21 protein-coding genes and 1 pseudogene are annotated in these 23,635 nt (G+C 70.7%); 11 read left to right on the forward strand and 11 right to left on the reverse strand.

The features are described 5' to 3' along the window. Positions 1 to 59: 59 nt before the first annotated feature. A complete protein-coding gene (locus tag ACH4S8_RS03920; RefSeq protein WP_398390724.1) occupies positions 60 to 1,331 on the forward strand; it encodes a phosphatase PAP2 family protein in 1,272 nt (423 codons plus the stop codon). 231 nt (positions 1,332 to 1,562) lie between these two features. Here the strand turns inward: ACH4S8_RS03920 and ACH4S8_RS03925 are convergent, their stop codons facing one another. The 4 genes from ACH4S8_RS03925 to ACH4S8_RS03940 form a co-directional block, all read right to left on the reverse strand. Continuing rightward, the gene (locus ACH4S8_RS03925) at positions 1,563 to 1,913 is read right to left on the reverse strand and encodes a PRC-barrel domain-containing protein (RefSeq protein WP_398390613.1); all 351 of its coding nucleotides are present in this window, start codon (positions 1,911 to 1,913) and stop codon (positions 1,563 to 1,565) included. A gap of 158 nt (positions 1,914 to 2,071) precedes the next feature. Continuing rightward, entirely contained in the window at positions 2,072 to 2,788 is a 717-nt protein-coding gene (locus ACH4S8_RS03930; RefSeq protein WP_398390615.1) for a tetratricopeptide repeat protein, read from the reverse strand. A gap of 337 nt (positions 2,789 to 3,125) precedes the next feature. Next, on the reverse strand, positions 3,126 to 3,545 hold the full coding sequence (locus ACH4S8_RS03935) for a hypothetical protein (protein WP_398390617.1): 420 nt from the start codon (positions 3,543 to 3,545) through the stop codon (positions 3,126 to 3,128). A 66-nt stretch (positions 3,546 to 3,611) separates the two neighbouring features. After that, positions 3,612 to 4,298 carry a DUF4328 domain-containing protein gene (locus ACH4S8_RS03940; protein ID WP_398390618.1) on the reverse strand — a complete coding sequence of 229 codons (687 nt, stop codon included), beginning with the start codon at positions 4,296 to 4,298 and terminating at the stop codon, positions 3,612 to 3,614. A 455-nt stretch (positions 4,299 to 4,753) separates the two neighbouring features. On the opposite strand from ACH4S8_RS03940, the gene ACH4S8_RS03945 reads away from it, so the two are divergent. Further along, positions 4,754 to 5,962 (forward strand): globin domain-containing protein, encoded by a 1,209-nt coding sequence (locus ACH4S8_RS03945; protein WP_398390620.1) that lies wholly within the window; start codon positions 4,754 to 4,756, stop codon positions 5,960 to 5,962. A gap of 389 nt (positions 5,963 to 6,351) precedes the next feature. Here the strand turns inward: ACH4S8_RS03945 and ACH4S8_RS03950 are convergent, their stop codons facing one another. Next, the gene (locus ACH4S8_RS03950) at positions 6,352 to 6,825 is read right to left on the reverse strand and encodes a hypothetical protein (RefSeq protein WP_398390622.1); all 474 of its coding nucleotides are present in this window, start codon (positions 6,823 to 6,825) and stop codon (positions 6,352 to 6,354) included. 442 nt (positions 6,826 to 7,267) lie between these two features. Further along, positions 7,268 to 8,897, reverse strand: a pseudogene (locus ACH4S8_RS03955) (IS200/IS605 family accessory protein TnpB-related protein). Here ACH4S8_RS03955 and ACH4S8_RS03960 point away from each other — a divergent pair. Continuing rightward, positions 8,821 to 9,495 (forward strand): hypothetical protein, encoded by a 675-nt coding sequence (locus ACH4S8_RS03960; protein ID WP_398390624.1) that lies wholly within the window; start codon positions 8,821 to 8,823, stop codon positions 9,493 to 9,495. The pseudogene ACH4S8_RS03955 and the gene ACH4S8_RS03960 overlap by 77 nt on opposite strands. A gap of 46 nt (positions 9,496 to 9,541) precedes the next feature. Here the strand turns inward: ACH4S8_RS03960 and ACH4S8_RS03965 are convergent, their stop codons facing one another. Further along, a complete protein-coding gene (locus tag ACH4S8_RS03965) occupies positions 9,542 to 10,156 on the reverse strand; it encodes a hypothetical protein (protein ID WP_398390625.1) in 615 nt (204 codons plus the stop codon). 179 nt (positions 10,157 to 10,335) lie between these two features. Further along, complete coding sequence (locus tag ACH4S8_RS03970) at positions 10,336 to 11,025, reverse strand: FadR/GntR family transcriptional regulator (RefSeq protein ID WP_398390627.1); 690 nt, start codon at positions 11,023 to 11,025, stop codon at positions 10,336 to 10,338. Positions 11,026 to 11,212: 187 nt separating this feature from the next. On the opposite strand from ACH4S8_RS03970, the gene leuA reads away from it, so the two are divergent. Continuing rightward, positions 11,213 to 13,012, forward strand: a complete 1,800-nt coding sequence (gene leuA, locus ACH4S8_RS03975; protein ID WP_398390629.1) for a 2-isopropylmalate synthase — start codon at positions 11,213 to 11,215, stop codon at positions 13,010 to 13,012. 318 nt (positions 13,013 to 13,330) lie between these two features. On the opposite strand, the gene ACH4S8_RS03980 is transcribed toward leuA, so the two are convergent. The 3 genes from ACH4S8_RS03980 to ACH4S8_RS03990 form a co-directional block, all read right to left on the reverse strand. Then, a complete protein-coding gene (locus ACH4S8_RS03980; protein ID WP_398390631.1) occupies positions 13,331 to 14,191 on the reverse strand; it encodes a hypothetical protein in 861 nt (286 codons plus the stop codon). Between the two features lie 154 nt (positions 14,192 to 14,345). Beyond that, positions 14,346 to 15,014 carry a hypothetical protein gene (locus ACH4S8_RS03985; protein WP_398390633.1) on the reverse strand — a complete coding sequence of 223 codons (669 nt, stop codon included), beginning with the start codon at positions 15,012 to 15,014 and terminating at the stop codon, positions 14,346 to 14,348. Positions 15,015 to 15,216: 202 nt separating this feature from the next. Next, positions 15,217 to 15,672, reverse strand: a complete 456-nt coding sequence (locus ACH4S8_RS03990) for a MarR family winged helix-turn-helix transcriptional regulator (RefSeq protein WP_398390634.1) — start codon at positions 15,670 to 15,672, stop codon at positions 15,217 to 15,219. A 69-nt stretch (positions 15,673 to 15,741) separates the two neighbouring features. Between ACH4S8_RS03990 and ACH4S8_RS03995 the strand changes: the two genes are divergently transcribed. The 7 genes from ACH4S8_RS03995 to ACH4S8_RS04025 all read left to right on the forward strand — a co-directional run bounded on the left by ACH4S8_RS03995 (position 15,742) and on the right by ACH4S8_RS04025 (position 23,485). Further along, positions 15,742 to 16,569: an alpha/beta fold hydrolase gene (locus tag ACH4S8_RS03995; protein ID WP_398390636.1), complete on the forward strand. Its 828-nt coding sequence runs from the start codon at positions 15,742 to 15,744 to the stop codon at positions 16,567 to 16,569. 144 nt (positions 16,570 to 16,713) lie between these two features. After that, on the forward strand, positions 16,714 to 17,394 hold the full coding sequence (locus tag ACH4S8_RS04000) for an alpha/beta fold hydrolase (protein ID WP_398390638.1): 681 nt from the start codon (positions 16,714 to 16,716) through the stop codon (positions 17,392 to 17,394). Positions 17,395 to 17,643: 249 nt separating this feature from the next. Next, positions 17,644 to 18,675 carry a hypothetical protein gene (locus ACH4S8_RS04005; protein WP_398390640.1) on the forward strand — a complete coding sequence of 344 codons (1,032 nt, stop codon included), beginning with the start codon at positions 17,644 to 17,646 and terminating at the stop codon, positions 18,673 to 18,675. Between the two features lie 230 nt (positions 18,676 to 18,905). Continuing rightward, a complete protein-coding gene (locus ACH4S8_RS04010; RefSeq protein ID WP_398390642.1) occupies positions 18,906 to 19,922 on the forward strand; it encodes a GlxA family transcriptional regulator in 1,017 nt (338 codons plus the stop codon). Then, the gene (locus tag ACH4S8_RS04015; RefSeq protein WP_398390644.1) at positions 19,919 to 21,844 is read left to right on the forward strand and encodes a thiamine pyrophosphate-binding protein; all 1,926 of its coding nucleotides are present in this window, start codon (positions 19,919 to 19,921) and stop codon (positions 21,842 to 21,844) included. Before ACH4S8_RS04010 ends, ACH4S8_RS04015 begins: the two co-directional genes overlap by 4 nt. Then, positions 21,816 to 22,469 carry an SRPBCC family protein gene (locus ACH4S8_RS04020; protein ID WP_398390646.1) on the forward strand — a complete coding sequence of 218 codons (654 nt, stop codon included), beginning with the start codon at positions 21,816 to 21,818 and terminating at the stop codon, positions 22,467 to 22,469. The genes ACH4S8_RS04015 and ACH4S8_RS04020 overlap by 29 nt, the downstream gene beginning before the upstream one ends. After that, positions 22,466 to 23,485: a 3-oxoacyl-ACP synthase III family protein gene (locus ACH4S8_RS04025; RefSeq protein ID WP_398390648.1), complete on the forward strand. Its 1,020-nt coding sequence runs from the start codon at positions 22,466 to 22,468 to the stop codon at positions 23,483 to 23,485. The genes ACH4S8_RS04020 and ACH4S8_RS04025 overlap by 4 nt, the downstream gene beginning before the upstream one ends. The last annotated feature ends 150 nt before the right edge of the window (positions 23,486 to 23,635 follow it).

The raw sequence follows: 23,635 nt of genomic DNA on the forward strand, positions 1-23,635 counted from the left end.
GAGTAATTTCACGAATAAACAACATAATCGACTTCGGTGAGCGACGTGGACCACGGGCGATTCTGTGGGCCGTCGCGGGCGTCGTGACCTTGGGATTCCTCGTCGCGATGGAGATCGTCGCGCGTCACTACGGCATGCCGGGGCCGATCACCAATCAGGCCGGCGAGGTGATACTCACGCCCACCTCGGGGCCGCTGCTGTATGCCGGCCTGGCATTGATGATGGTCGTCCTCTCCTGGCGGCAACGGTTCATCGCGCTGGGGATCGCGGCCGGTATCGACATCGTCTTCTTCCTGGTGCGCTGGGTGCTCGACGCCAAAATGATGTTCGGCAACGGCGCATTGTGGGTGATTCTGGGCTATGCGTTCATCGCCGTCACGCGCCGCACGGGCAAGGAGCGCATTCTGCTCCTGAAGGGTGTCGGACTGGGTCTGCTCCTGGTGGCCGGTCACAAGACCGGCGACACCTGGTTGATGATCACATCGGAGACACGCCCGACCGTCCTCGACCCGTACGTGGCCACAGCCGATCACGCGCTCGGCAACCCGTCCTGGGTGATGGGCCGGATCGTCGAGGCCACCGGCTCGATCGGCTACCACGCTCTCCATCTCGTCTACGGCCAGCTCCCGCTCGCGGCGGCCGTCTTCGCCCTCTACCAACTGCGTCACGTGGCGCAGGAGCGCCGCTTCCCGGGCCATCATCTGGTGCGTACCTTCCTGGCCATCGGCCTGGTGGGGCCTGCCATCTACATGATCTTCCCGGTGGCCGGGCCGGTGTTCGCCTACGGCGCCGAGGGCGGGCAATGGGCGGCGGCCAACCTGTGGCCGCACACTCCGGTGCCGATCGGCACCCCGCACCCGATTCCGTTCGACGAGATAACCCCGCGCAACTGCATGCCCAGCCTGCACACGGCCTGGGCCACCACGCTCTTCATCCACACCCGCGAGGGCTCACGGCTGCTGCGTTACGCGGGCACGTTCTGGCTGGTCGGCACCCTCACGGCAACGCTCGGGTTCGGGTACCACTACGGCGCGGACCTCGTCGCCGGCGTGGTGTTCGCGCTCACGATCGAGGCGGCCATGCGCTCGTTCCACCGAGGATGGGACCGGTCGGGATTCACACTGGTCGTCTACGGCTCGGCGGTCTTCACCGCGCTCCTGGTGTCGTACCGCTACCTGCCGGTGGAGATGGCCACGCACCCCTGGGTGTTCGGGCCGAGCCTTCTCCTCGCGATGGCCTCCGTGATCTACGGATACGTGCGGACCACCAGACTGTGGAATCCGCAGACCGCCCCCGTGCAGCAACCGGAACCGCAACTCGTACAGGTGTGACCGCTGTGCGCCCACGGGGGTTCGCGCCGCTCACTCGATGCGCCAGGGACCGGCCCTGCCGGTGCTTCGGGCGGGAGCGGGTGCCGGTCTGCGGCCCGCCCGCGGAGCCGGTCCAGGGCTGAGTGACGCCTCTGAGGTCCGGGCCGGGGGCGGGTCCGGCCGGGTCCCGCCCTGTCCAGGGCTCCCCGCGGCCCCTGTGGCCCGCTGAGGCCCTGGCGGCGCGCGGTGGGGTCAGGCGCGGTGGCTCTGGTAGTAGCCGCCGACCAGTTCGTGGTAGTCGGTATTGCCGACGTGCTTGTCCCGGTCGAACTCGGGGGACTCCCTGATCTGCTCCTGGGTGAGCGCGACGTAGATCTTCCGCTCGTCCCGGTCGACCCGCCGCACCGTACCGGCGGGCAGCAGGACATGCCTGCCGAAGATCCACACGCCGATGTCGACGACGAGATACGAGGAGCCGAAGTCGTCCGCGTGCTTGTCGACCCTGCCGATGGCACCGTCGGTGGCCTCGACCTTGTACCCGACCAGATCGGTGCCCGCGACGTGCCCGGCGGCCGGGTCGTAGCCCCAGATGCTGTCAGTCATGAACGGCTCCCTCGTCGAGAATCCTCGCTCGTCCGGAGCGGAACCCGGGACTCGCGCAGGCGTCATCCACGGTAGACGAAGGCTGTGCGCGACGGTGGGTGAGGCCGCCCGGCCGTCCCGTGCTCGGACCGGGGTGCGGGGGTGCCGGTGCGGCGATGTCAGTAGTAGTCGCCCCGGCGCTGTGCGGGGTTGACGGTGTCCCGCCGCTGCTGCAGCCGGCGGTTCGCCCTGGCGGCCGATATCTCCCGCAGGTGCGCCTGGCTCTGGAGCGTCATCATCGACCCCAAGGCGTGGCGCCCGGTCATCGGGTTGTCCACACAGGTCTGGTACATCACGGCGGCTCGTTCGTTGTCCTGGTAGAGGGTGCGGTAGATCTCCGCGGCGCGGTACTGGCCGTAGGGGTGGTTCCGTGTGGCGGCCGCCAGGAACTGTTCCAGGGCGTGTTCCGCGGGGGACCGGCTGATCGGGATCAGGCGCTCCAGATACAGGTCGCCGAGGACGATCATCGCTTCGGGTTCGCCCAGCCGGGCCGAGGCGTGATACCAGCGGGCCGCTTCGTCCAGCGACTCGACTATGCCCGCTTGGGGGCAGCCGCGGTGGTAGAGCGAGGCGAGGTAGAAGGCCGATCGCGGTGAACCACTGCTGTGCCGCAGCCGTGGCACCGCGCTCGCGTACCGCCCCTGTATGTAGTCGATGTGCCCCAGCAGTTCGATCGCGGCACTGTGGCCGGTGGACGCCGCGGTTTCCAGGAAGTGGACCTCGGCACCGGGGTGCTGTCCGCTGGTCCAGCAGTGCAGGCCGATCCGGTAGTACTCCTCGGCACTGGTCGGCTCGTGCCCGTCCACGGTGAAGTTGGTCCCCTGCCACTGCACCATGTCGCCGCCTTTCGCGTCGTGGCCTGCCCCGGCGGACACGTGCGGCACATCGCTCCACGACCTCGCGGGGAGGCGGGAGCGACGACGGGGACAAACCGGTCGTCAGTCGGTCGTTCCGGCCGTTCCTGTACGTCGTCCCGGTGCGCCGGGGTCTCGACAGATGGTACGACTCGTCAACCGGATCAATCGTAGGCCTGGTTGTCCGAGGGCCCGCCCGTTCTGCGGCGCGGATCGCCGGTGTGGCCCGTTCGCGGCGGCAGCGGCTGCGTGGCACCCGCGCCGATTCGCTGTCACACGGACTTCCGCCACCGTGCCCCGGCAGGTCGTACGCGGCCGTTCATGCGGAGGGACCGGTCGGCGCTTCCTGGTGTTCCGGCGGTACGCGCGCGGCCACGGCGTCGAAGAAGCGCCACCCGTCGACTTGGGCGGCGGGCCGGAAACGCTGTCCGTCCGCCAAGACCTCCTCGACCAACTCCCGCACGGTCGCGGGCCGGTGCAGATTGAGGTAGCCGCCTCCCACGCGACTTACACCACCCTCGTGAGCGCCCCAACCGCCGCCGCCCACCACACGACCGGGGCCCGAGGCGAAGACGATGCGGATCACACCCGGGGAATCCTCGCGCGAGAGGACGAGGACCTCTTGGCACGAGTGTCCGGGCACACCGTCAGGGTCCGGGGCCGGCACATGCCGATGGCTGACCCACCAGCGGAATTGCTCGGAGCCCACGACCAGTTGCCGATATCGACGACGTCCCATGCCGTCACGTTAGCAACGCCCGCGGCGGGGTCGCGTCGGCCTGGAGTGCGATGTCTGCCGGGTGCTTCAGACCGTGCCGGTTCCGACGAGGCCGTCGGGCTGTGCCGAGGCTGTCCGCAGGGCGCTTCTCAACCTGCCGCTGAGCTGCCGGACCACGCAGATGGACAGGACGGCCGCGCAGATGAACAGACCGTCGCTGAGCACCACCCACTCCAGTGCCCGGCCGCTCTGTGCCGTCGTGTCCGCCTTCTCCATCGCGGACAGGGCCTTCTCGCCCGCCGCGCCGGCGGCGACGGCGAAGAGCCACCAGACGGTGAGCAGGGGGTGGCCGCGCCGACGGCGCGCCGCCGGTTCGGCCGCTGCCCACAGGTCATTGACGATCATCTTGGGGACGAACAGATCGGCCACCGGAACCACCCAGCCGAAGAACAGCCACGCGCGGCGCCGGCGCTGTCCTTCCGGCCAGAGCCGTTCCGCGAGGTCGCGCATGCTGGTCATCCAGATCATGAGGAGGAGCACCGTCGCGACGGTGGTGCCCTTCCACCAGCCCAGAACGTTTCCGAACCACATGTCGGCGACGAGAAGCGGCAAGCCCTCGCTGCCGTCAGGCGTCGGGGGCAGGGGCGGTGCCAGCAGGACCTGGTGCTTGTGCCACGCGGCCAGCGCGGTCGCCGCGGTCACCAGTACGTACGCGGCGAGCACGCCGCAGGTCCACAGGGCCGGCCCGCCCAGCGACTTCACTGCTCTCTTCACTACACACCTCCGCGAGTCCCTGCTCGGACTTTCCGCAGGTCGGCGGGTGATCTTAACCTGCGGAGAGACGAGGTCCGACCGGTCTGCCCGGAGCACGAGTTCGGTACGCGTCCGCGTTTCGCGGGACCATCCGCCAGGTGGTGCGGACACCGTCACCGATCGCCGCCGGGTGCGGAGGGCGGCGTCGCCGATCGCCTGCGGGGGTGCCCCGGGCCCCACGCCACCGGTGGTCCGCAGAGAACCCCACCGATGCAGGAACAAAGGGTGCGAAGCGTGTGGTCCCCTTCTAGCGTGGAGCGAGGATGCCGTACCGCGCGTCCGGCGATCCGGTCACCGAGGACGGCCGCGGCGTCCGTGCCCGTCGAGCGGCCGCTCCTCGGTTCCGACTGCCGTATGAGCAAGGACGTAATCGTCTGTTGCCTGCCCGCACTTCGCCTGCGCTGGAGATACGCGTCATGCTTTCGAACACGTCTCGGCCCGTCATCACGGCGACGCTGCCCGTCGTCGGCGAACACATCGGTGAGATCGCCCAGCGCTTCTACCGGCACATGTTCGCCAACCATCCCGAGCTCCTGGACGGGGTCTTCAACCGTGGAAACCAGGCGCACGGAGAACAGCAGCAGGCCCTCGCCGGTTCCGTGGCGGCGTTCGCCAGCGGCCTGGTGAGCACACCGGAGCGGACCCCGGAACACCTGCTGAAGCGCATCGCGCACAAACACGCGTCCCTCGGGATCCGTCCGGAGCAGTACCAGACCGTCCACGACAATCTGATGTGGGCGATCGTCGACGTGCTGGGCGACGCGGTCACCCCGGAGGTCGCCGCGGCCTGGGACGAGGTCTACTGGCTGATGGCGAACGCCCTCATCAACCAGGAACGCGGGCTGTACAGCGCCCGAGGGGTCACTCCGGAGACGGTGTGGCGCAAGTGGGAGGTCGAGAAGAAGATCAGGGAGACCCGGGACGTCGTGACGTTCGTGGTCAAGCGGATCGACGACCGCCTCGTGAAGAGTTCGCTCCCCGGCCAGTACGTCACCGTGCTCATGGACATGCCCGACGGGGTGCGCCAGCCACGCCAGTACAGCCTGACCCGGGCCGACGACGGCGAACACCGCCAGTTCTCGGTCAAGCGCGTGCACGGCAACGGTGAGCCCGAGGGAGAGGTCTCCGCCCTCCTGCACGACTCGGTCGACGTGGGCGACGTGCTCACCCTGTCGCTGCCGTACGGCGATGTCGTGCTCGACGACTCCGGGCGGCCGGTGGTGTTCGCCACGGCGGGCATCGGGATCACCCCCATGGCCGGGATGCTCTCCCACCTGGTCGAGGCAGAGTCCCGGCTGCCGATCACCGTCCTGCACGCCGACCTCGACGAGGCGTCGTTCGCGCTGCGTCGCCAGGTGGTCAGCGACGTACTCGAACTGCGCAACGCCGAGATGTACCTCTGGTACGAGAAGGGCGCGCAGACCAACGAGCCGGTGAAGGGCGTCTTCGAAGGGCTGATGGACCTCTCCCACGTCGATCTGCCGGACAAAGCGGTGTACTACATGTGCGGTCCGCTGGCGTTCATGCAACCGCTGCGGAGCGCGCTGCTCGGACGCGGTGTCGCACCGCAGGACATCCAGTACGAGGTGTTCGGCCCGGACCTCTGGCAGGCGGACCTCGACTGACGAGCCCGCTCCCCGCCCCGAACGACCCCGGCGACGCACTCCGGTGAGCAGGCGTTGACCAGCAGGGGCCGCCAGCCCGGGGCCGAGGCGCCCTGCCGTTCGGGGTGGAACCCGGCCCGGGCCCGCGGCTGTGGCTCGTACCGGTCGAAGCATGAGCAGGAGTCCCGGTGGGTCTCAGCCTGCGCCGGACCCGAACCTCCTGTGCCAGCACGGCCGTTCACCCCTTGCCCCGCGTCGTCCGCCATGACGTCACCCTACGAAAACTGTCGTGGACCGTCCCGGCGATGTACGCCCCGCCTATGTCGTCCATGGCACGGTCACGGTCGCAGCGATCCGGATCCGGCCCCGGACGGGACCCGTCAGAGGTTGCTTGAACAGGCCTGCACGCTCTAACGAACGGGCCCGCACTCGTCGATGATCACAGTCGGCTCGGACAGGAAGACCTCTCGGTCGACAGGGCCGTACGCGATGTTGAAGGTATCGAGCCAGTAGGACCAGCCTCGGATTCCGAGGGCGCTGCTGAACCTGTAGTTCAACTGCCACCGGACCCACTGTCCCGGAAGCAGCCGCACCGCGGGCGGCCGGCGCGGCCGGGGAGGCAGTCCGAACAGCGGCTCCACACGAGCGAGTACCCGGAGCCGGTCGCCTTCGTTCCGGAGGCTGACACCGACCTCGCGGAGCTCGGTCCGGCCCGAGCGCGGCTCGAACCCGTCGTGCTCGGACATGTGGACGAAGTGGGCGGACCCCGAGGGAATCCGGGGCAGTGCGAAGCCGACCGGCAGGGCGTTCCTGAGGGCAGCAGCCTCTCCGCCCCGGGACTGCTTCGTCCAGGACGTCTTGACCCACTGCACGGTGATCTCCACTGCGCCTCCTTCGCCGGGAGCCTAACGAGCCGACGGCAACGGCTCGACGGGCGGTACTCGTTCGAGGGGCGGTGACCGCTCCGGTCGGCCCCTGCCTCTGACAGCCGCGGCTGCCGCGGCGCCAGCGGTCGCGCCCAGGCTCGTAAGCTGCCCGGATGCCCGATGACGTCCTCGCCCTGTGGCCCCTCGCACCCGTGTCCGAGACCGACTGGCTCGCCGAGCTCGCACAGGACGACGGCCTCACCGGCTACGAGGTACCCGGGCGTCCCGATGCCGCCTGGGTCCTCGGCGGCATGTACGAGCGCGGGGAAACCGCGGAGGAATCGGTCAACGACGGCCAGAGCCGGAGCGAGCACCCCGGCCCGGGTTGGGAGCGGCTGCGCTGGGCGGAACTGGCCGCCCGCATCGGCGATCCGATCGTGCCGCAGGGCCTGTACCGTTCCTATGGACTGAGCGGGAGTGAGTCCTGTTGCCAGGTCTCCTGCTCAGTCGAACGCCCCGGACGGTGTTGGGCGTTCTGGTTGCCCGCGTTCGTTCCGCGTCCGGGCGGCACGGATCGTGTCCGTGGTCCGGGAACACGGGGGCGGGGTCCCTCGCACCCCGGGGTCTCCGGTCGGGCCTGGACCGGTCCGATGCCCGTACCCATCGCTCTGGTGGGTACGGGGCGGTGCCGTCCGACGCCGGACCGGATGCCCCAGGGCGCGTCTTCCGATCGCCACGGCGGCAGCGTCGTGGCGGGTGGTCTTCCTGGTGGTGCTGGTGAGGGGTTTCTGCCAGTGCTGGGCACCCCACTTGCTGGTGTAGGCGGGGTCGACCGCGACCAGTGGGATGCCGAGTTCGGCGGCCATGGACACCAGGCGGGCGCGGAGCCGGGCGGCGGGCATGCCGGAGATCAGCTTGCGGAAGTGTTTGCGGCGGCCGTGTTTCTCCCGGCTGGTCTCGGCGGTGAAGTCGAGGTCCTCGATGGCGATCGCCAGCCGGCGGCGTCCGGCCCAGTGCAGCAGGCGGGTCAGGGCGTGGCGTACCTGGGCGTCGCGGTGGTCGGCGGTGCCCGACAGGTCGTAGTCGAAGCGGCGCGGGGTGCCGACCGGGTTGCCGTGTGCGTCCAGTCGCCAGGCGGCCAGGTGATCGGCGTTGGTGTCCACCCCGATCAGCCCGCCGGTCCGCACGGCGCTCAGGGGCATGATGGGGGTGGTTGGGAGGGTCCAGGAGGCGGTCAGGTACCAGCGGTTGCGGCCGGTGTCTTCGTGGATGCGGTAGGCCACCGCCCGGTTCGCCGCGACGCGGTCGCGCCACATCTCGCCCCGGTGCGCGAAGGACACCCGCGCGGTGAGGACGTAGCGGCCGTGCGGGGCGTTGGCGAGGTGGGTGAGCGGGGTCGGGAGTTTGATGCCGACCTGCCCGTCGGGGCTGATGCGGATGGTCTCGTTGCCGTAGCGCTTGCCGGACTCGCCGTCCGCCTGCAGGAACCGGCGCGACGCCTCCCACCGGGCCCGCCATGCCTCCTCGCCGAGCTGCGCCTCGTCCAGGTGGTGGCGGGTGTTGAGCAGTCGTTTTCCGCCCCGCACCACCCGCACCCGACCGGCCGCCCAGTCGGCCCTGGCGGCAGCCAGCCGGTCCTCCAGTACCCGCAGCCGACGGGTCTTGGCATGCCACTCCCGCCGGCTGCGGTAACCGCCAGCAGCCCGCTTGCTGCCTCTCTCGCCGAGGGGGAGGGACAGCCGGTGCCGGATCGTGTCCACTCCGGCTTCGAGCTGCCGGATGTGCGCGTGCTGGCCGCGCCGGGCCAGCGCCCACTGGTCATGGGTGGCCTTCGTCAGCGACCCCGCCCACCGCGACGACGACAGCCCGGTCAGCTCCCGCTTCCGCACTGCCCACGACTCACTGCCGTGCTCCAGGCCGACCGCGCACCGCGCCTTCAGATCCCGCGCGGCGAGTGAACCCAGGTGGTCGCCGACCACGCGCAGGACGGTCTCGTCCTGGGCAGTCAGGCCCTTGAGCCGGTCTCGGACCGCCACCCCCGACGGACCGGGCACCACGAACGACGCCGCCACCGCCCGCAGATCACCCACACCGTCACCCCCAGCCGACCCGAACAGCCCGTCACCCCACCCAACGAGCACCACCCACAAAGGTCACGCATTCGAGACGGGAACTTCCGTTCCCTCCCCAAACCTCGTACGAGCGGAAACCGTCAACACCCATTCACGCACGCCAGAACACGCTTACGCACAGTCAACAGGCAACAGTTGCCAACCCTGTTTTCACGGCTTCCCCTCCTGGGAAGGGGCGGGCGTCCAGCCGGGCTCCATCGAATGGCCCGCCGAGGGCGGCCTCGACCGGCCGACATGGGAGCGGCTGATCCGGTTCCTCACCGCACACAGCCCTCAGGGCGCGGACACGGCTTGCCTGGCGTACTACAACCCGATCATCACGGGGGACTTCGAGGCGAAGCACGTCCGCTCCGGCCGGCTGGGTGACGCCCAGGCACTCTTCGACCACCCGGACATCCTGTACACCCCGTCCAACCTGTGGCCCGCGGACCGCTCCTGGGCCGTCTTCACCGACTACGACCTCTGGGCCACCAAGGTCAGCGGCCCCCGCCCGCTCGTCGAGGCGCTGCTCGCGGACACCGAGATCGAAGCCGTCCGCCTGCCGTGGACCAGCTAGTGAACCTTCCCGGGCGGTCTCCGCACGCCGTGATCCCCGCGGGTCGTCACCGGACGGCGGCGGCCCGTGGATCGACCTCGCAGTGATCGATCTCGTCCACGTGCCCCGCGCCGGCAACCGGCACCCGGACGGTCGCTTTGTCCTTCGCGGGCACCGACACCTGGTCGGAAGTCTTGATCATGGTGAAGCCGTGCGCGTCCTTGAAGCTGATCCCCACGGTGAACAGGCCCTCGCGTCCGTTCGGATTCCTGACCTCGACCGTCGCGTACGGGTCGTCGGTGCTCGCGCAGTGCCTGAGTACGGCGGTGCCGTCCTTCAGGGGCCGGGCGGTGTCGCCGGAGGGGGACGCCGTGGGGGTGGAACGGCCGGTGGACCGCGGACGGTGGGTGGCGCCGCCGCTGCCACCGGTGGCCGTCCCGGAGTCGTCCGCGTCACTGCCGGACGAGCCGCTGGACGAACTGCCGTACGGGTCGCCGCCGGACGAGCCGCCGCTGGACGCCGACGAACCGTCGTGGTCCTGGCCGGAACTGCTGCAGCCGCCCCCGCCGTCGCCGTGATGGCTTCGGCTGCCGTGACCACGGCCCGACGAGAACCCGGTCAGGGCCAGCACGACCATCGCCGACACCGCTGTGAATTTGAGCCTGCGCCCCCGTGTGTACATGCCGTCACCCTAATCGTGGCCGTCGCACCCGCCCCAGCGGGGCCGAACGGCCCGTCTCGCGGCCGGCGGAGGCCCGCGACGGAAGGGGTCCCGGCGACCACGGGCCCGCGTCCGCCGAACGGCCGGGCGAGGCCGTGATCCGGCCGGGAGGCAGGGGCGGCGCCGCGGGACGGCGTGGATCACAGGGAGTGGAGCAGGGCCAGGGTCTGCCGGAGCTCGTCCCTCAGCGTCCGTCCGGCCGCCTCGGCATCCCCCCGTACGACGGCGTTCACCAGATCGGTGTGCCCCGCGTCGCCGGGGTCCGGATCGTCGGAGCGCAGGCCGAGCAACTCGACCAGATCGAGCAGCCGGTGCTGCAGCACCGGTACGAACTCGGTGAACAGGTTGGTGAGTACCGGGTTGTGCGCCGCGGCGACCACGGCCCGGTGCAGGGCGATGTCGGCCTCCACGAACTCGGTGTCGCCCGCGTTCGCGGCGGCACGGCGCCCGGCCAGGGCCGCGTGGAGTGCGGTGATGTCGTCCTCGGTCCGGCGCTGCGCGGCCAACTGCGCGGCCTCCACCTCGAGGAGCATCCGTACCTCGTAGACGTCCGTGATGGCCGCCTGGCGCAGTCGGGCGGACCAGTCCTCCTTGGGGGTGGTCGCGATGACGAAGACACCGGAACCCTGCCGTGCCTGCACCAGTCCCGCGCCGGCCAGTGCGCGCAGGGCCTCACGGACGGTGGAGCGACCCACGCCGAGGGCTTTGGCCAGGGTGGTCTCGCCGGGGAGCTTCGTCCCCACGGCCCACTCACCGCTGGTGATCTGCTCGCGCAGGTGCGTGGTGGCCTGTTCCACCAAGGGGGACGGCCGCAAGGCGCCTAGTGACATGTGGGGTTCACCCTTTCATTCCTCAGCTTGTCTGAGGAGCTGAGTTGTCGCTAGTCTACCTCGCATGCTGCTGCTCGAGCTGCTTCTCCTCGGCTGCCGCTGCGGGGTCTGACGCGACCGGCACCCCGCAGCGGGGTACCAGGCTGCGCCGGTCCACGACGGCCGACTGAAAGAGGCTCAGCACACCATGGCAGCTCCCTTACAGAGCACGGCGTTTCCCACCCTGCGCACCCCTGTCGGTGACGTCCCGGTGGACGCACCGGGCTGGAACCCCCAGCGTCCGAGCGCGATGCCGCACCACCGCTACCGGCCCGCGCACCAGCGGGTCGCCCTGCCCCTGACCGACCGCACCTGGCCCTCCCGCCGGATCGAGCGGGCCCCCTTGTGGGTTCCGGTCGACCTGCGCGACGGCAACCAGGCGCTGGCCGAGCCGATGGACACCGAACGCAAGCGCCGGATGTTCGACCTCCTGGTCACCATGGGCTTCAAGGAGATCGAGGTCGGCTACCCGTCCGCCAGCCGGACCGACTTCGACTTCGTGCGGCACCTGGCCGACAGCGGTGCCGTCCCCGACGACGTGACCGTCTCCGTGTTCACCGCGGCCCGCGAAGACCTGATCGACCGGACCGTCGCCTCCGTCGAAGGCCTCCCGCGCACCCTCGTACACCTCTACACCGCGACCGCTCCCACCTGGCGGAACGTCGTCCTGTCCCGCTCCCGCGCCGAGGTCCACCGGCTGATCCTGGACGCCGCCGGCCACCTGCTGCGCAAGGCCGAGGCGCGGCCGCGCGCCGACATCCGGTTCGAGTTCTCCCCGGAGGTCTTCAACCTCACGGAGCCGGACTTCGTCCTGGAGGTGTGCAACAGCGTGACCGACCTGTGGGAGGCGAGCCCCGACCGGCCGGTGATCCACAATCTGCCCGCGACCGTGGAGATCGCCACGCCCAACGTGTACGCGGACCAGATCGAGTACATGGACCGCCACCTGGCGCGCCGCGACGCGGTGATCCTCTCGGTCCACCCGCACAACGACCGCGGCACCGGCGTCGCCTGCGCCGAACTCGCCGTGCTGGCGGGGGCGCAGCGCGTCGAGGGCTGCCTGTTCGGCAACGGCGAGCGCACCGGGAACGTCGACCTGGTGACGCTGGCTCTCAATCTGTACGCGCAGGGCGTGAACCCGATGGTCGACTTCTCCGACATCGACGCGGTACGCGAGGTGGTGGAGCACTGCAACCGGCTGCCGGTCCATCCCCGGCACCCCTACGGCGGCGACCTCGTGCACACCGCCTTCTCCGGCACCCACCAGGACGCCATCGCCAAGGGCCTGGCCCACCACGCCAAGCAGGCCGCCGAGCAGGGGGTCGCCGCCGAGGAGGCACCGTGGGCGGTGCCGTACCTGCCCATCGACCCGGGTGACATAGGCCGTACCTACGAGGAGGTCATCCGCATCAACTCCCAGTCCGGCAAAGGCGGCATCGCCCACTTCCTGCACACCCACCACGGACTGGACCTGCCCCGTTCGATGCGACCGGACTTCTCCCGCACGGTGCAGCACGTCACCGACTCCACCGGCCGGGAGCTGAGCCACAAGGAGCTGTGGGAGCTCTTCCGCACCACCTACATCGCCCCGGCCCTGGACGGCCCCATCACCCTGGCCTCCTGGAACGCCACGGAACCCACCCCGGGCGAGCACCGGTTCACCTGCACCCTGCGCGCCCGCGGGCAGGAGCACTCCTGCCACGGCACCGGCAACGGACCGCTGTCCGCCCTCGCCGACGCCCTGAGCGCCGTGGGCATCGGCGTCGACATCCTCGGCTACACCGAGCACGCCACCGGCACCGGGTCGAACGGTCCCGCCGTGGCCTACGCCGAGTGCCGGGCGAACGGTGTGACCTGCTGGGGCGCGGGCCGGGACACCTCCGTCCTGACCGCGTCGGTCCACGCCGTCATGGCCGCGGTCAACCGCTGCGAACAGATCTCCTCGTGACCACGACACCGTCGTCGCCCTGACCCCGGCGCCCTCCCCGCGGCCGGCGGGGAGGGCGCAACGGGATCCTGGACGGCGACGTCTTCCGGACGCGATTTTCTCCCTGGACACGATCAGAGGGCCATTCACGACAGGGTCAAGCTGGTCGGAGGGGTCCTGCCGTTCATGGAGTGGTTCGACGCGACCTGGCCCAAGGCCGAACCGCAGGCCTGACGGGCTGTGCGGCTCTGCTGTGCCGACCGTGCTCAGGGCCGCCCACCTGTCGTCTTCGTCCTCGTACCCAGGGGCTGGACGAACGCCGTCGGCCGTCGGCGTTCGTCAGCACTCGGTCGCGGAGCCGCGCGTGATGCGGATCGTGGTCCAGTCGGGAGTGCCGTCGTCCAGAGTGGTGTCGACGGCGTCGGAGGTACTGCCGTTCAGATCGACGCAGAGGGTCCCCCGGGCGTCGACCGACCCGTCCGCGCGCAGCAGGGTGACGACGAGGCCGGTCCGCTTCATGGTGTCCGTGTCGGACGAGCGAGAGGTCACCGTGCCGCCGAGGTCGATCTGCCGGCTGGTGCTGTCGTACCCGGAGGTGGTGAAGCTCACCGTGTAGTCGCCGACCGGGTAGGTGCGGGCCAGGGCCTGGTACTGGAGGGCGGTGACGGCGGCACTCGCCGAGGCCGGTGTCCCGGAGGCAGTGTCCCCGGGCGTCGGCGTGGCGTCCGGGTCGGCCGCGGCCACGGCGTCGGCCAGCGCGCCCGTGGGCGACGGCCAGGGCTCCGGACTCCCGTCGTCGGATGTCAGGTCCTCGACCTTGGCCCACCCCGTCCGGCAGCTCACGTTCCGGTCGCTGCCGCTCGTCACGATCCCGGTGCTGGAGATCGTGTGCCGCCCGGCCGGCACGTAGTACAGCATCGAGCCCGCCGCGAACGGAGTTGTCCTCTCGTAGCTGGTACAGGTGAGGTCGATCGTGTAGGCCCGCATGGACGTGGCCCGATTGTCGACGGTGATGGCGCAGGACGCCGAATTGATGCCAAGGCCCTGTAGACCCGAGGGTTCGTCCATGGCGCACACGCCTACCCGCACGTCCGCGGCGGCGTTCCGCGCGGCGGCGGGCGCGGCGGAGGAGCAGCCGGACGCAGTCGCCACCGTGACGGCAACGGTCACGAGGGCAGAGGCGACGGGAAGGCGGCGCATGGGGGGAACTCCCGGGTCGGTGCGCGGACAGGCCCGCCCATACTGCCTGGTGACCGAGCCTCTCCCGTACCCCGTTATCGGATCTGTACGTGCCTCTCCGAGACCGAGCCTCGGCGCGTTTCCGCCGCTCAGGCCGACGAGCGGACAGATCGGCTCAGCAGGCCCGCGGATAGCCGATCTCGGACATGTCCTCGGCCAGGTCCGCCAAGGCGACCTCCGCGTTCAAGGACGACACGAGCTCCTGGGTGAGTGGCCGCAGGGCGTACAGGGCGCTCACCGCTTCCAGGTCCACGGAGACCTCGTAATAGTCCTCGGCGAAGTGCTGGAACGCTTCCGGCGAGCGGTCGACGAGCAGGTGGAACAGGCCTGTGGCCCCGTCGGGGTCGGCATGGTCCGGGGGGAAGTCGATCGTGCCGTGGTGCCACTGGTCGTCGGTCGTCCCGCGCCACAAGCAGGCCGTGACGACGGGCACGCCGTCCTCGTCGGTGAAGGCCGGCTCCTCGACGCAGGGCTTGAAGACGTCGGGAACGTCGTCGATCACTCCCGGCCAGGGCTCGCCGTCATGGCCGTACGGGCTCATCGGTGACGCGTGGCCGAAGCCGCGGACGTAGACCCCGGCCGCCGAGAACACGATGGAGTACTCGTCCCCCGACCCGTCGCGCATGGAGGCCATCTCCTCGCCTTCGGCCCATGCGGCGTCGAACGAGTAGTACCGGCTCTCCCAGTCCGGGCTCAGGACGGCGTCGAGCATCGCCAGTGAGCGGCACAGGTCGCGCAGGTCGGCGATGGCGGGAAGGCTGCGGGCAACGTCATGGACCGTCATGGGCCCATTCAACCGGGTGCCTCTGACAACGGCCGGGCGGGATGTTCGGGTGCTGCCTGTCGGTGGGGTGCGGGACTCCGTCCCGGTCGACCGGAACCGTGGCGGCTGCTGAAGGCCGAGGCCGAGGCCGAGACCGGGCTGGTCGTGACCGCGCCGTCGTGCCGTCGTGCCGTCACACCGTCACGGCGCCGACCGATGCCCCTCAGACCGAACGTGCCCGCCCGGCGGCCTCCAGCGCCGCGGCCAGGAAGCGACGTACCGTCTCCAGCTCACCGGCCTCGAAACCTTCGGCGGCCACCACCAGCTCGCCGATCACCGGTCCGAAGAAGGCCCACCCGAGTTCCGTGGCCTTCTCCTCCACCTCCAGCAGCACGCGTCGCCGGTCGGCCGTGTCCCTGCCGCGCCGGACCAGCCCGAGCCGCTCCAGCCGGTCCACCAGGGCGGTGGTCCCGGCCGAGTTCAGGCGCAGTTGCCCACCGAGCCACCCGGGCGTGGCACGGGTGCCGGCCCGTGACGCGTCCAGCAGGTGGATCAGCGCCCGTACGTCGGTGGGATGCAGCCCGTGACGCGCGGCGAACTCGGCGCCGAGCAGGTCGAACTCCACGGTCACCGCACGCAGCAGGTGAACCAGTCCCATCACCGGGCTCTGATCGTCCATGCCCACTCCCTCGGACCTCGGCATAATATCTCGCTGAGCGAGATTATCGTCGAGCGAGAGGAATGCTCCGTGACCCCGTCCGCTTTCGAGCTTGCCTACGACGAACTGCGTGCCCGCTGGCCCGAGTCCACCGAGGAGCGCGATGTCGCCACGCCGTACGGGCGCACCCGGGTGCACGTGTACGGCCCGGAGGACGGCAGGCCGCTCGTGCTGCTGCCCGGCGGCTCGTCCACCGGCCTGGTCTGGTTCGCCAACGCCCCGGCTCTCGGCAGGCGGTACCGGGTCCACGCGGTCGATCTGCTGGGCGACGCCGGCCGCACCGAACGCCGGGGCGCACCGCTGAAGAGCGCCGACGATCTGACCGCGTGGCTCGACGCGCTGCTGGACGGACTCGGGCTCGCCCGCACCCACCTGTGCGGTCACTCGTACGGGGCCTGTCTGGCCGTCAGGTACGCGCTGCACGCACCGCAGCGGATCGACCGCCTCGCCCTCGTCGATCCCACGCAGGTCTTCGCCGGATTCCGTCCCGGCTACCTGCTGCGCGCGCTGCCCGCCCTGATCCGCCCGAGCGAGGCCCGGGCCCGCGCCTTCCTGGCCTGGGAGACGGCGGACACCCATCCGGACGAGACCTGGCAGCGCCTCTACGCGCTGGCCACCACCGTGCCCGGCCGCAAGGTCGTCGCCGGCGGCCGCCCCCGGGCCGCCGGCCTCCGTATGCCGGTACTGACCCTGTTCGCGGAGCACAGCCGGGTCCACCGCGCCGTCAAGGTCGCCGACAGGGCACGCCGGACGCTCCCGCAGGGCGAGGTGGCCCTGCTCCCCGGAGCCACCCACCACTCCCTGCCGCTCACCGCGCCGCAGCGGTTGAACGACCGGCTGATGGACTTCCTGGACTGACCGCGGCAAAAGCCGGCACCACTGCGTCACCGAGCCTTCAAGTCCTGCTCACGGTGCGAGAGTTCGGACGCTTTCACTCCGATGGCGGGCCGGGGTTCCGAGGCAGGATCATGGGTCGGACACCTACCTGAGGAGGCGGGCGCATTGACCGCGCTGGTGCTCGTTCACGGCCTGTACCACCGCCCCGAGCATTTCGCCGTGGTGGCGGACCGCTTGCGGAGCACGGGAGCAGAGGTTGTCGTTCCGGAGCTCCACCGGGGTTCGTTGGCCGCCGACACCGCCGCGGTCCAGAGCGTCGTCGACGCGCTGGACGAGGGTCCGATCGTGCTCGGTCATTCCTATGGCGGGTCGGTGATCACCGGGGTGCGCGGAGCGGGACACCTGGTCTATCTGGCCGCCTTCGTGCCGGACGTCGGCGAGAGCGCGGCCGGTATGGGCGGGGCGTCCCCACAGCTCCGGGACGCGATCACCCCCGAGCCCGACGGCTCGACCAGCCTGCACCCCGAACGGGCCGTCGACGCGCTCTACGGCGACTGCTCCGGACCTCTCGCCGCCCGGGCGGTCGGCCTGCTGCGTGCCCAGGCCCCCGGCTGCGGGCGGGGAGTTCCGGAGCACCACAGCTGGAAGGACACTCCCTCCACCTACGTCGTCTGCGCACACGACCGGGCCGTCGACCCTGGTCTGCAACGGACGATGGCCTCGCGCTGCACCGACGTGCGCGAGTGGCGGACGGGCCATTCCCCGTTCGTCGGGCAGCCCGATCTCGTCGTCGGACTCCTGCGGGAACTGCTCGCCGCCGCCACTACCACCACCCCGCGTCCGTGAGACTAGGGAGGCTCAACGGCAAGCTGACGGACCGCAATTGAGGAAGCTCGCCCAACGCCCAACGCCCAACGCCCAACGCCCAACGCCCAACGGCGCGCGGCGCATGGCGTGCGGCGCGCGGCGAATGGCGCACGGCGGATCGTCGCGGAGATCCTGCCCGGCGCCGTCGACTCGGTCTTCGGAGCGCCGTGTCACGGCGGTCGGCGGCTGACCGAGGTCGCATGAAGGCCGCTGACTAAGGTCGCGTACATGCCGAGAACCACGCCGCCGCGCCCGCTCGATGTCGAGGCGCTCTTTCCGGAACTGGCCGCCTATCGCGGCATCACCACCCGGCTCCATCCGCGTCCGGGCCGCCCCGACGCGGCGGCCAGTTCCGTGGGCGGCCCGCTGCTGTGGCCGGCGGACGAACCCTGGCCGGTGTGCACCGACCCGCACAGCCACGCGCATGGCCGACGCCCGGCGGACATCCACCGACGGCGGCAGCTCCTGGCCTCCGCGCGGCGCCGCGCATCCGACCCGGGCCCCACGGACGAGGAACGGCGGCAACTGGAGGAACTGAACCGGGAACATCACAGTGAGAAGGCCGCCGCGACCGCTCCGCTGCCGCTGATCGGCCTGGCGCAGCTGTACCGCAGGGACATCCCCGATCTGCCGGCCGGTCCGGACGACTGCGATCTGCTCCAGGTGTTCTGGTGCCCCTTCGACGCACATGGTCCGGGCCGCTACGACATGCTGCTCGATCTGCGCTGGCGCCGCTCGTGGGAGGTCACCGACGCGCTGACGTCACCGCCGCAGCCGCAGGTCGTCGGCTTCCACGGGTACGTGCCCGAGCCGTGTGTGCTGCATCCGGAGCAGGTGACCACCTATCCGTTCGCGGGTCTCCTCGCGGAGGACCTGTGCGCCCGGATCGATGCCTGGGAAGAGGCACGGGAGGAGGAAGCCGAGCGGTCGGCGGACGGCGACGGGGCCGCGGTGGCGGGTTACCAGTACGACCTGTCCATCCCACCGGGCTGGCGCGTCGGCGGTTTCGCCTCCTGGCACAGCACCGACCCGTACCCCATGGACTGCCGGACCTGTGCGACACCGATGCGTCTGCTGCTGACCGTCGACAGTTGGGAATGGGACGGCGGCAGCGGCAGCTGGAAGCCGCTGGAGGAGCAGGAGTCGGCCACCCATCGGTACGCCACCCCGACCGAGGTCATCGTGGGCCGCTGGGGTGAACTCAACATCTTCGCGTGCCCCGCCAACCCCTCCCACCCGCACCGCTGGAGCATCCAATGAGCCAGCCATGACCACTGCTCGCACGGGAGGCTTCCGCGCCGGGGCGATCGAGGGGGTGGCAACGCTTCGGCTTTGTGTCCCCTGTGAGTTACCTCACCCGCCAAGGTCGGTGCCGTTGCGGAAACCGCCTGGCCAGCAGCCCGTAACTCCCTTTGGGTGAGCATCTGTTGGCCGGATGCGTCAGTTATCTGTCATTGCAGTCAGTCCGAGATCCGATACAGGCTGTGACCGTGGCTGAGCGACGTGTTGTTGTGGTGGTGTACGCGGGTGCCATGGCGCTGGACATCACCGGACCGATTGAAGTGTTCGACATCGCCAACCGGCTCCTCGGGCCGGGGGCAGTCCCGTACCGGATCGAACTGGTCTCGGCCGACGCGCCCCTGGTGCGCACGAGTTCGGGAGTGAGCGTGGAGGCCCGGCCGCTGGAGACGGGGCGAGGGCCCGTCGACACCCTGCTCGTCCCCGGGGGATGGAGCGTCGCCGAGGCGCTTCAGGACCAGGCGCTGATCTCGTGGATCCGCGGGGCGGCGGCCCGGTCGCGCAGGGTCGCCTCCGTGTGCGGCGGATCCTTTCTGCTGGCCGAGGCGGGCCTGTTGGACGGCAGACGCGCCACCACGCACTGGGCGTACAGCGAGACGATGGCCTGCCGCTATCCGGCGGTGACGGTGGACGCCGAGCCGATCTTCGTCTGGGACGGCCCCTTCGTCACCTCCGCGGGCGTGTCGACCGGGATCGACATGGCACTGGCCTTGGTCGAGGCCGATCACGGAGCGGCACTCGCCCTGGAGACGGCACGGTTCCTGGTGCTCTTCCTCAAACGGCACGGAGGGCAGTCCCAGTTCAGTGCGCTGCTCGACGCCCAGCTGGCCGACCATCCGCCGATCCGGACCGCGCAGGAGTGGATCCTGGAGAACCTCCACAACCCGTTACCCGTGGCCGAGATGGCCGAGCGGGCCAACATGAGCCCGCGCAACTTCGCCCGGGTCTTCCGGCGTGAGGTGGGCACGACTCCCGGCCAGTACGTCCAGCGCACCCGGATCGCCCGCGCGCGCGAGCTGCTGGAGACGACGGACCTGCCGATCGGCCAGATAGCGGGCCGCTGCGGATTCGGCGCCCCCGAGACCTTCTTCCGCTCCTTCGGGCGAAGCCTGGGACTCACCCCGAAGGAGTACCGGCACCGCTTCCAGGTCATGACGCCGTCCGGCCTCGTCGACCGGCCCCAGGAGAGGGAGGGGAGCCCCGTATGACCACCGCGGCGGATGCGATCCGAGCCGGAACGGTACGTATGGCCGACTACCTGGCCGACGAGCTCGCCAGGGCCGGAGTCACCCACATGTTCGGTGTCGGCGGCGCGAACATCGAGGACCTCTACGACGCCGTGCACCGCGGCGGAACCGTCCGCGGTGTGGTCGCCAAGCACGAGTTCTCGGCCGTCACCATGGCCGACGGATACGCCCGGACCACCGGGCGCCTCGGCGTGGTCGCCGCCACCTCGGGCGGTGGCGCGATGAATCTGGTGCCGGGTCTCGCCGAGGCGTACGCCTCCCGGGTGCCGCTGCTCGCGCTGGTGGGCCAGCCGCCGACCGTCCAGGAGGGCCGAGGCGCGTTCCAGGACACCAGCGGCAAGGGGGACTCCTTCGACGCGGGCGAGGTCTTCACCCCCATCTCCCGCTTCTGCGCCCGGGTCGAGGACGCGGACTCGCTCACGGAGCTGCTGCCGATGGCGATCGCGGCGGCCATGACCGAGCCGCGCGGGCCTGCGGTGCTGCTGCTGCCCAAGGACGTGCAGCAGGCGCGGATCCGGCGGCCCGACCGCGATCGGCCCCGCCCCGCCGGGACACAGGCCACCCGCCCCGCCGGGCCGCAGCTCACCCGCCACGCCGCCACGCCGTCCACGGGTGCCCCCACCGCCTCGACGGCACCGGCCCGCCCGGCCGCCTCGTCCCCCTTGCCGACGCAGACGCAGACGCCAGCACCGACGCCGGCATCATCCGCCACCCCGCTCGACGCCGCCGCCCTCACCGAGGTGTCGGACATCCTTCGCCGCGCGGGCACGGTCCTCGTCATCGCCGGTGAGGGCGTCGCCGCGGCGGACGCACGTGCGGAACTGTCCGCACTGGCCCGGAACCTCGGGGCCTGGGTGGCGGTCACCCCGGACGCCAAGGACGTCTTCGACAACCGGGATCCCCAATTCGCCGGAGTGGCCGGGGTGATGGGCCACGCCAACGTCGGGGACTGCCTGCGGCGCGCCGACGTGTGCCTGCTGGTAGGCACGCGGCTGCCGCTCCTGGCACGCGGCGGACTGGAGGAGGCGCTGGCCGCCACGGATGTCGTGTGCCTGGACTCCGAAAGGCCGTTCGTGGCGGGTACGGCGCTGGGCGGGAACCTGCGGGACGCGCTGCGCGCGGTGACCGGCCGGCTCGCGCCGGGTCCGCGTGCCTGCCCGCGGCACTCCGGACCGCTCCCCGCACCCGTGGCGGGCCCGGACTCCCCGGCCGCCCACGGGCGGATCATCCCCTACCCCCAGGCACTCGCCGCGGTGGAGGCGGCACTGCCCGAGGACGCGCACGTCTTCGTGGACGCCGGGAACACCGGTGCCAGCGCGGTCCACCTCCTCCCGGCACCGCGCCACGGCCGTTTCGTGGTGGCGCTCGGCATGGGCGGCATGGGCTACACCTTCGGTGCCGGCATCGGCGCCGCGCTCGCGACCGGGCGGCGCACCTACGTACTCGCCGGCGACGGGGCCTTCTTCATGCACGGGTCGGAGGTGCACACCGCCATCGAGCACTCCGCGCCCGTCACCTTCGTCGTCTTCAACAACAACGCCCACGCCATGTGCGTGCTGCGCGAGGAGTTCCTCCAGGGCGGTGTCCGCGACGACGACCTGTTCGGCCGGACCGACATCGCCGCCGGGATGGCCGCCGCCTTCCCGTCCCTCGACGTGACCGGCGCCGAGAACGCCGCGCAGCTGCGCGAGGCGCTGCTGCGCGGCAACACGGGCGTCGGCCCGGCGTTCGTGGCACTGGACTGCGACCCGAACGAGATCCCTCCGTTCCTGCCCTTCCAGCCCTTCACCCGAGCCACCGGTGACACCGACCGGGCCCGCCGTGCCGAACGGGCCGACAGCAAGGAGACATCAGATGAGCGACGAGTCGTCCGCACTGGCTGACATCCCCGGCCTGATGCGGATCGAGAACCCGGGCAAGGACGAACTGACCGCCCACTGCGTGGAATTGACCCACTCCGTCTACCCCCACCATCAGGTCTACGGGCAGTACTGCACCATCCACGCGTACGTGGACTGCCCGCCGGAACTGACCTACGAGTACCTCAGCCAGGGGCACCACCTGGAGGAATGGACCTGCAGCCTGCGGGACTTCGCCCCCTCCGGCACTCCCGGGCTGTGGGTCGGCCGCGACCGCCTGGAGGACGACACCAGGATCTACTGCAAGGTGGTCGCCAACCCCGAGGCCCTGACCGTGGATTACCACTGTTCCTGGGACCAGGGCGACAAGCTGTGGATGATCTACCTGATGCGTGTCGTACCGGCTCGACTGGTGCTCGACAGGCCGGGATCGGTGGTCACCTGGACCAACTGCCGTCATCCGTACTACGACACAAACCCGCAGCCCGCTCTGGCGCCCCGCCCCGACCGGCCCTGGGTGGGCGACTACTGGGACCTGTTCTACGCGGGGCACACCGTGGAGATGAACAACCTCAAGGCGATCCTGGAACATCGCCACCGCAACGGCCTGCCCGTCAGCGTGGCTCCCGTGCGGGCGGTGGCGCGGTGACCACGGTCAGCCTCACCGACGTCTCGGGTTACCTTCCGGGCGATCCGGTCCCCGCGGAGTTTTACACCGAATACCCGGGAGCGGAGGACAAACTCCGCGGTCACCTCATGTTCAAGGCCCCGCTCGCGCGTCACCATGTCGCCGCGGACGAGACCAACACGGACATGATCGAACGTGCCGTGCAGCCTTTGATCGAACGGCACGGCAGGGACGAGATCCGGGGCGTCGACGTACTGCTCGTGCACAGCCAGCTGCCGGATCTGCCGTTCGTCGGCGCGGGCACGGAGGTGGCACGCCGACTGGGCCTGAACCCGGAGTGGCTCGTCGACGTGGCCAACGCGGGCTGCGCCTCCTTCGTGTACATGTTGAAGCTGGCCCGGCAGATCCTCGCCACCACCGACGCGAAGACCGCGCTGATCTGCAACGCGCAGAGTGCGGCGGGCCAGTGCTTCACCCAGTCCGAGGTGCGTCGGCTCGCGCAGGCCGCGATCCCGGGCGACGGCTGCGGTGTGGGATGGGTGACGACGTCGGCCGGTGCCCCGGTCCTCGACGTGGAGACCCGGCACATCGGCGATCACGCCGGTGACATGACCCTGGCGCTCGACGACGGGCGCAAGTACTGGGAGCCGGGGGAGTCCCAGCTGCGGATCGGGTTCACCGACGCGAGCGTCGCCAAGGTTCTGGCACGCGGCAACCGGCTGGTCCCGGAAGTGATCACGGACCTGTGCGGGCGGCTCGGCGTGGCGACCGGTGACATCGACGTCCTCGTCACCAACCAGCCGAACCGCACCTTCCTGCGGAACTGGCGGGAGGCGCTGCAACTGCCCGCCGAGCGGCACCTGAACACCTTCGACCAGTACGGGAACCTCTTCGGAGCGGCGATCCCGGTGACCCTGGACCACGCGGTCGGCTCGGGGCAGGTGAAGGACGGTGACCTGGTGGTGCTGGGCGGATTCGCCCACGCCGGCGACTTCGCCGGAGCCGCGGCGGTCCGCTGGCACGGCGGACGGAGGTGACCTGTGGGCCCGGGGCGCGTGAGCTCCGGGCAGCGGGCTCCGGGCGGCCGGATCCCGCACCGGGGCTGCCGTCTGCTGGTCACACGAGGTGATCACCCGCCGATGACGCCGTCAGCGTGATCTCCGGCCGTCGGCGCAACCGAAGCCGGC

Source organism: Streptomyces sp. NPDC021080 (assembly GCF_044333225.1).
GTDB lineage: Bacteria > Actinomycetota > Actinomycetes > Streptomycetales > Streptomycetaceae > Streptomyces.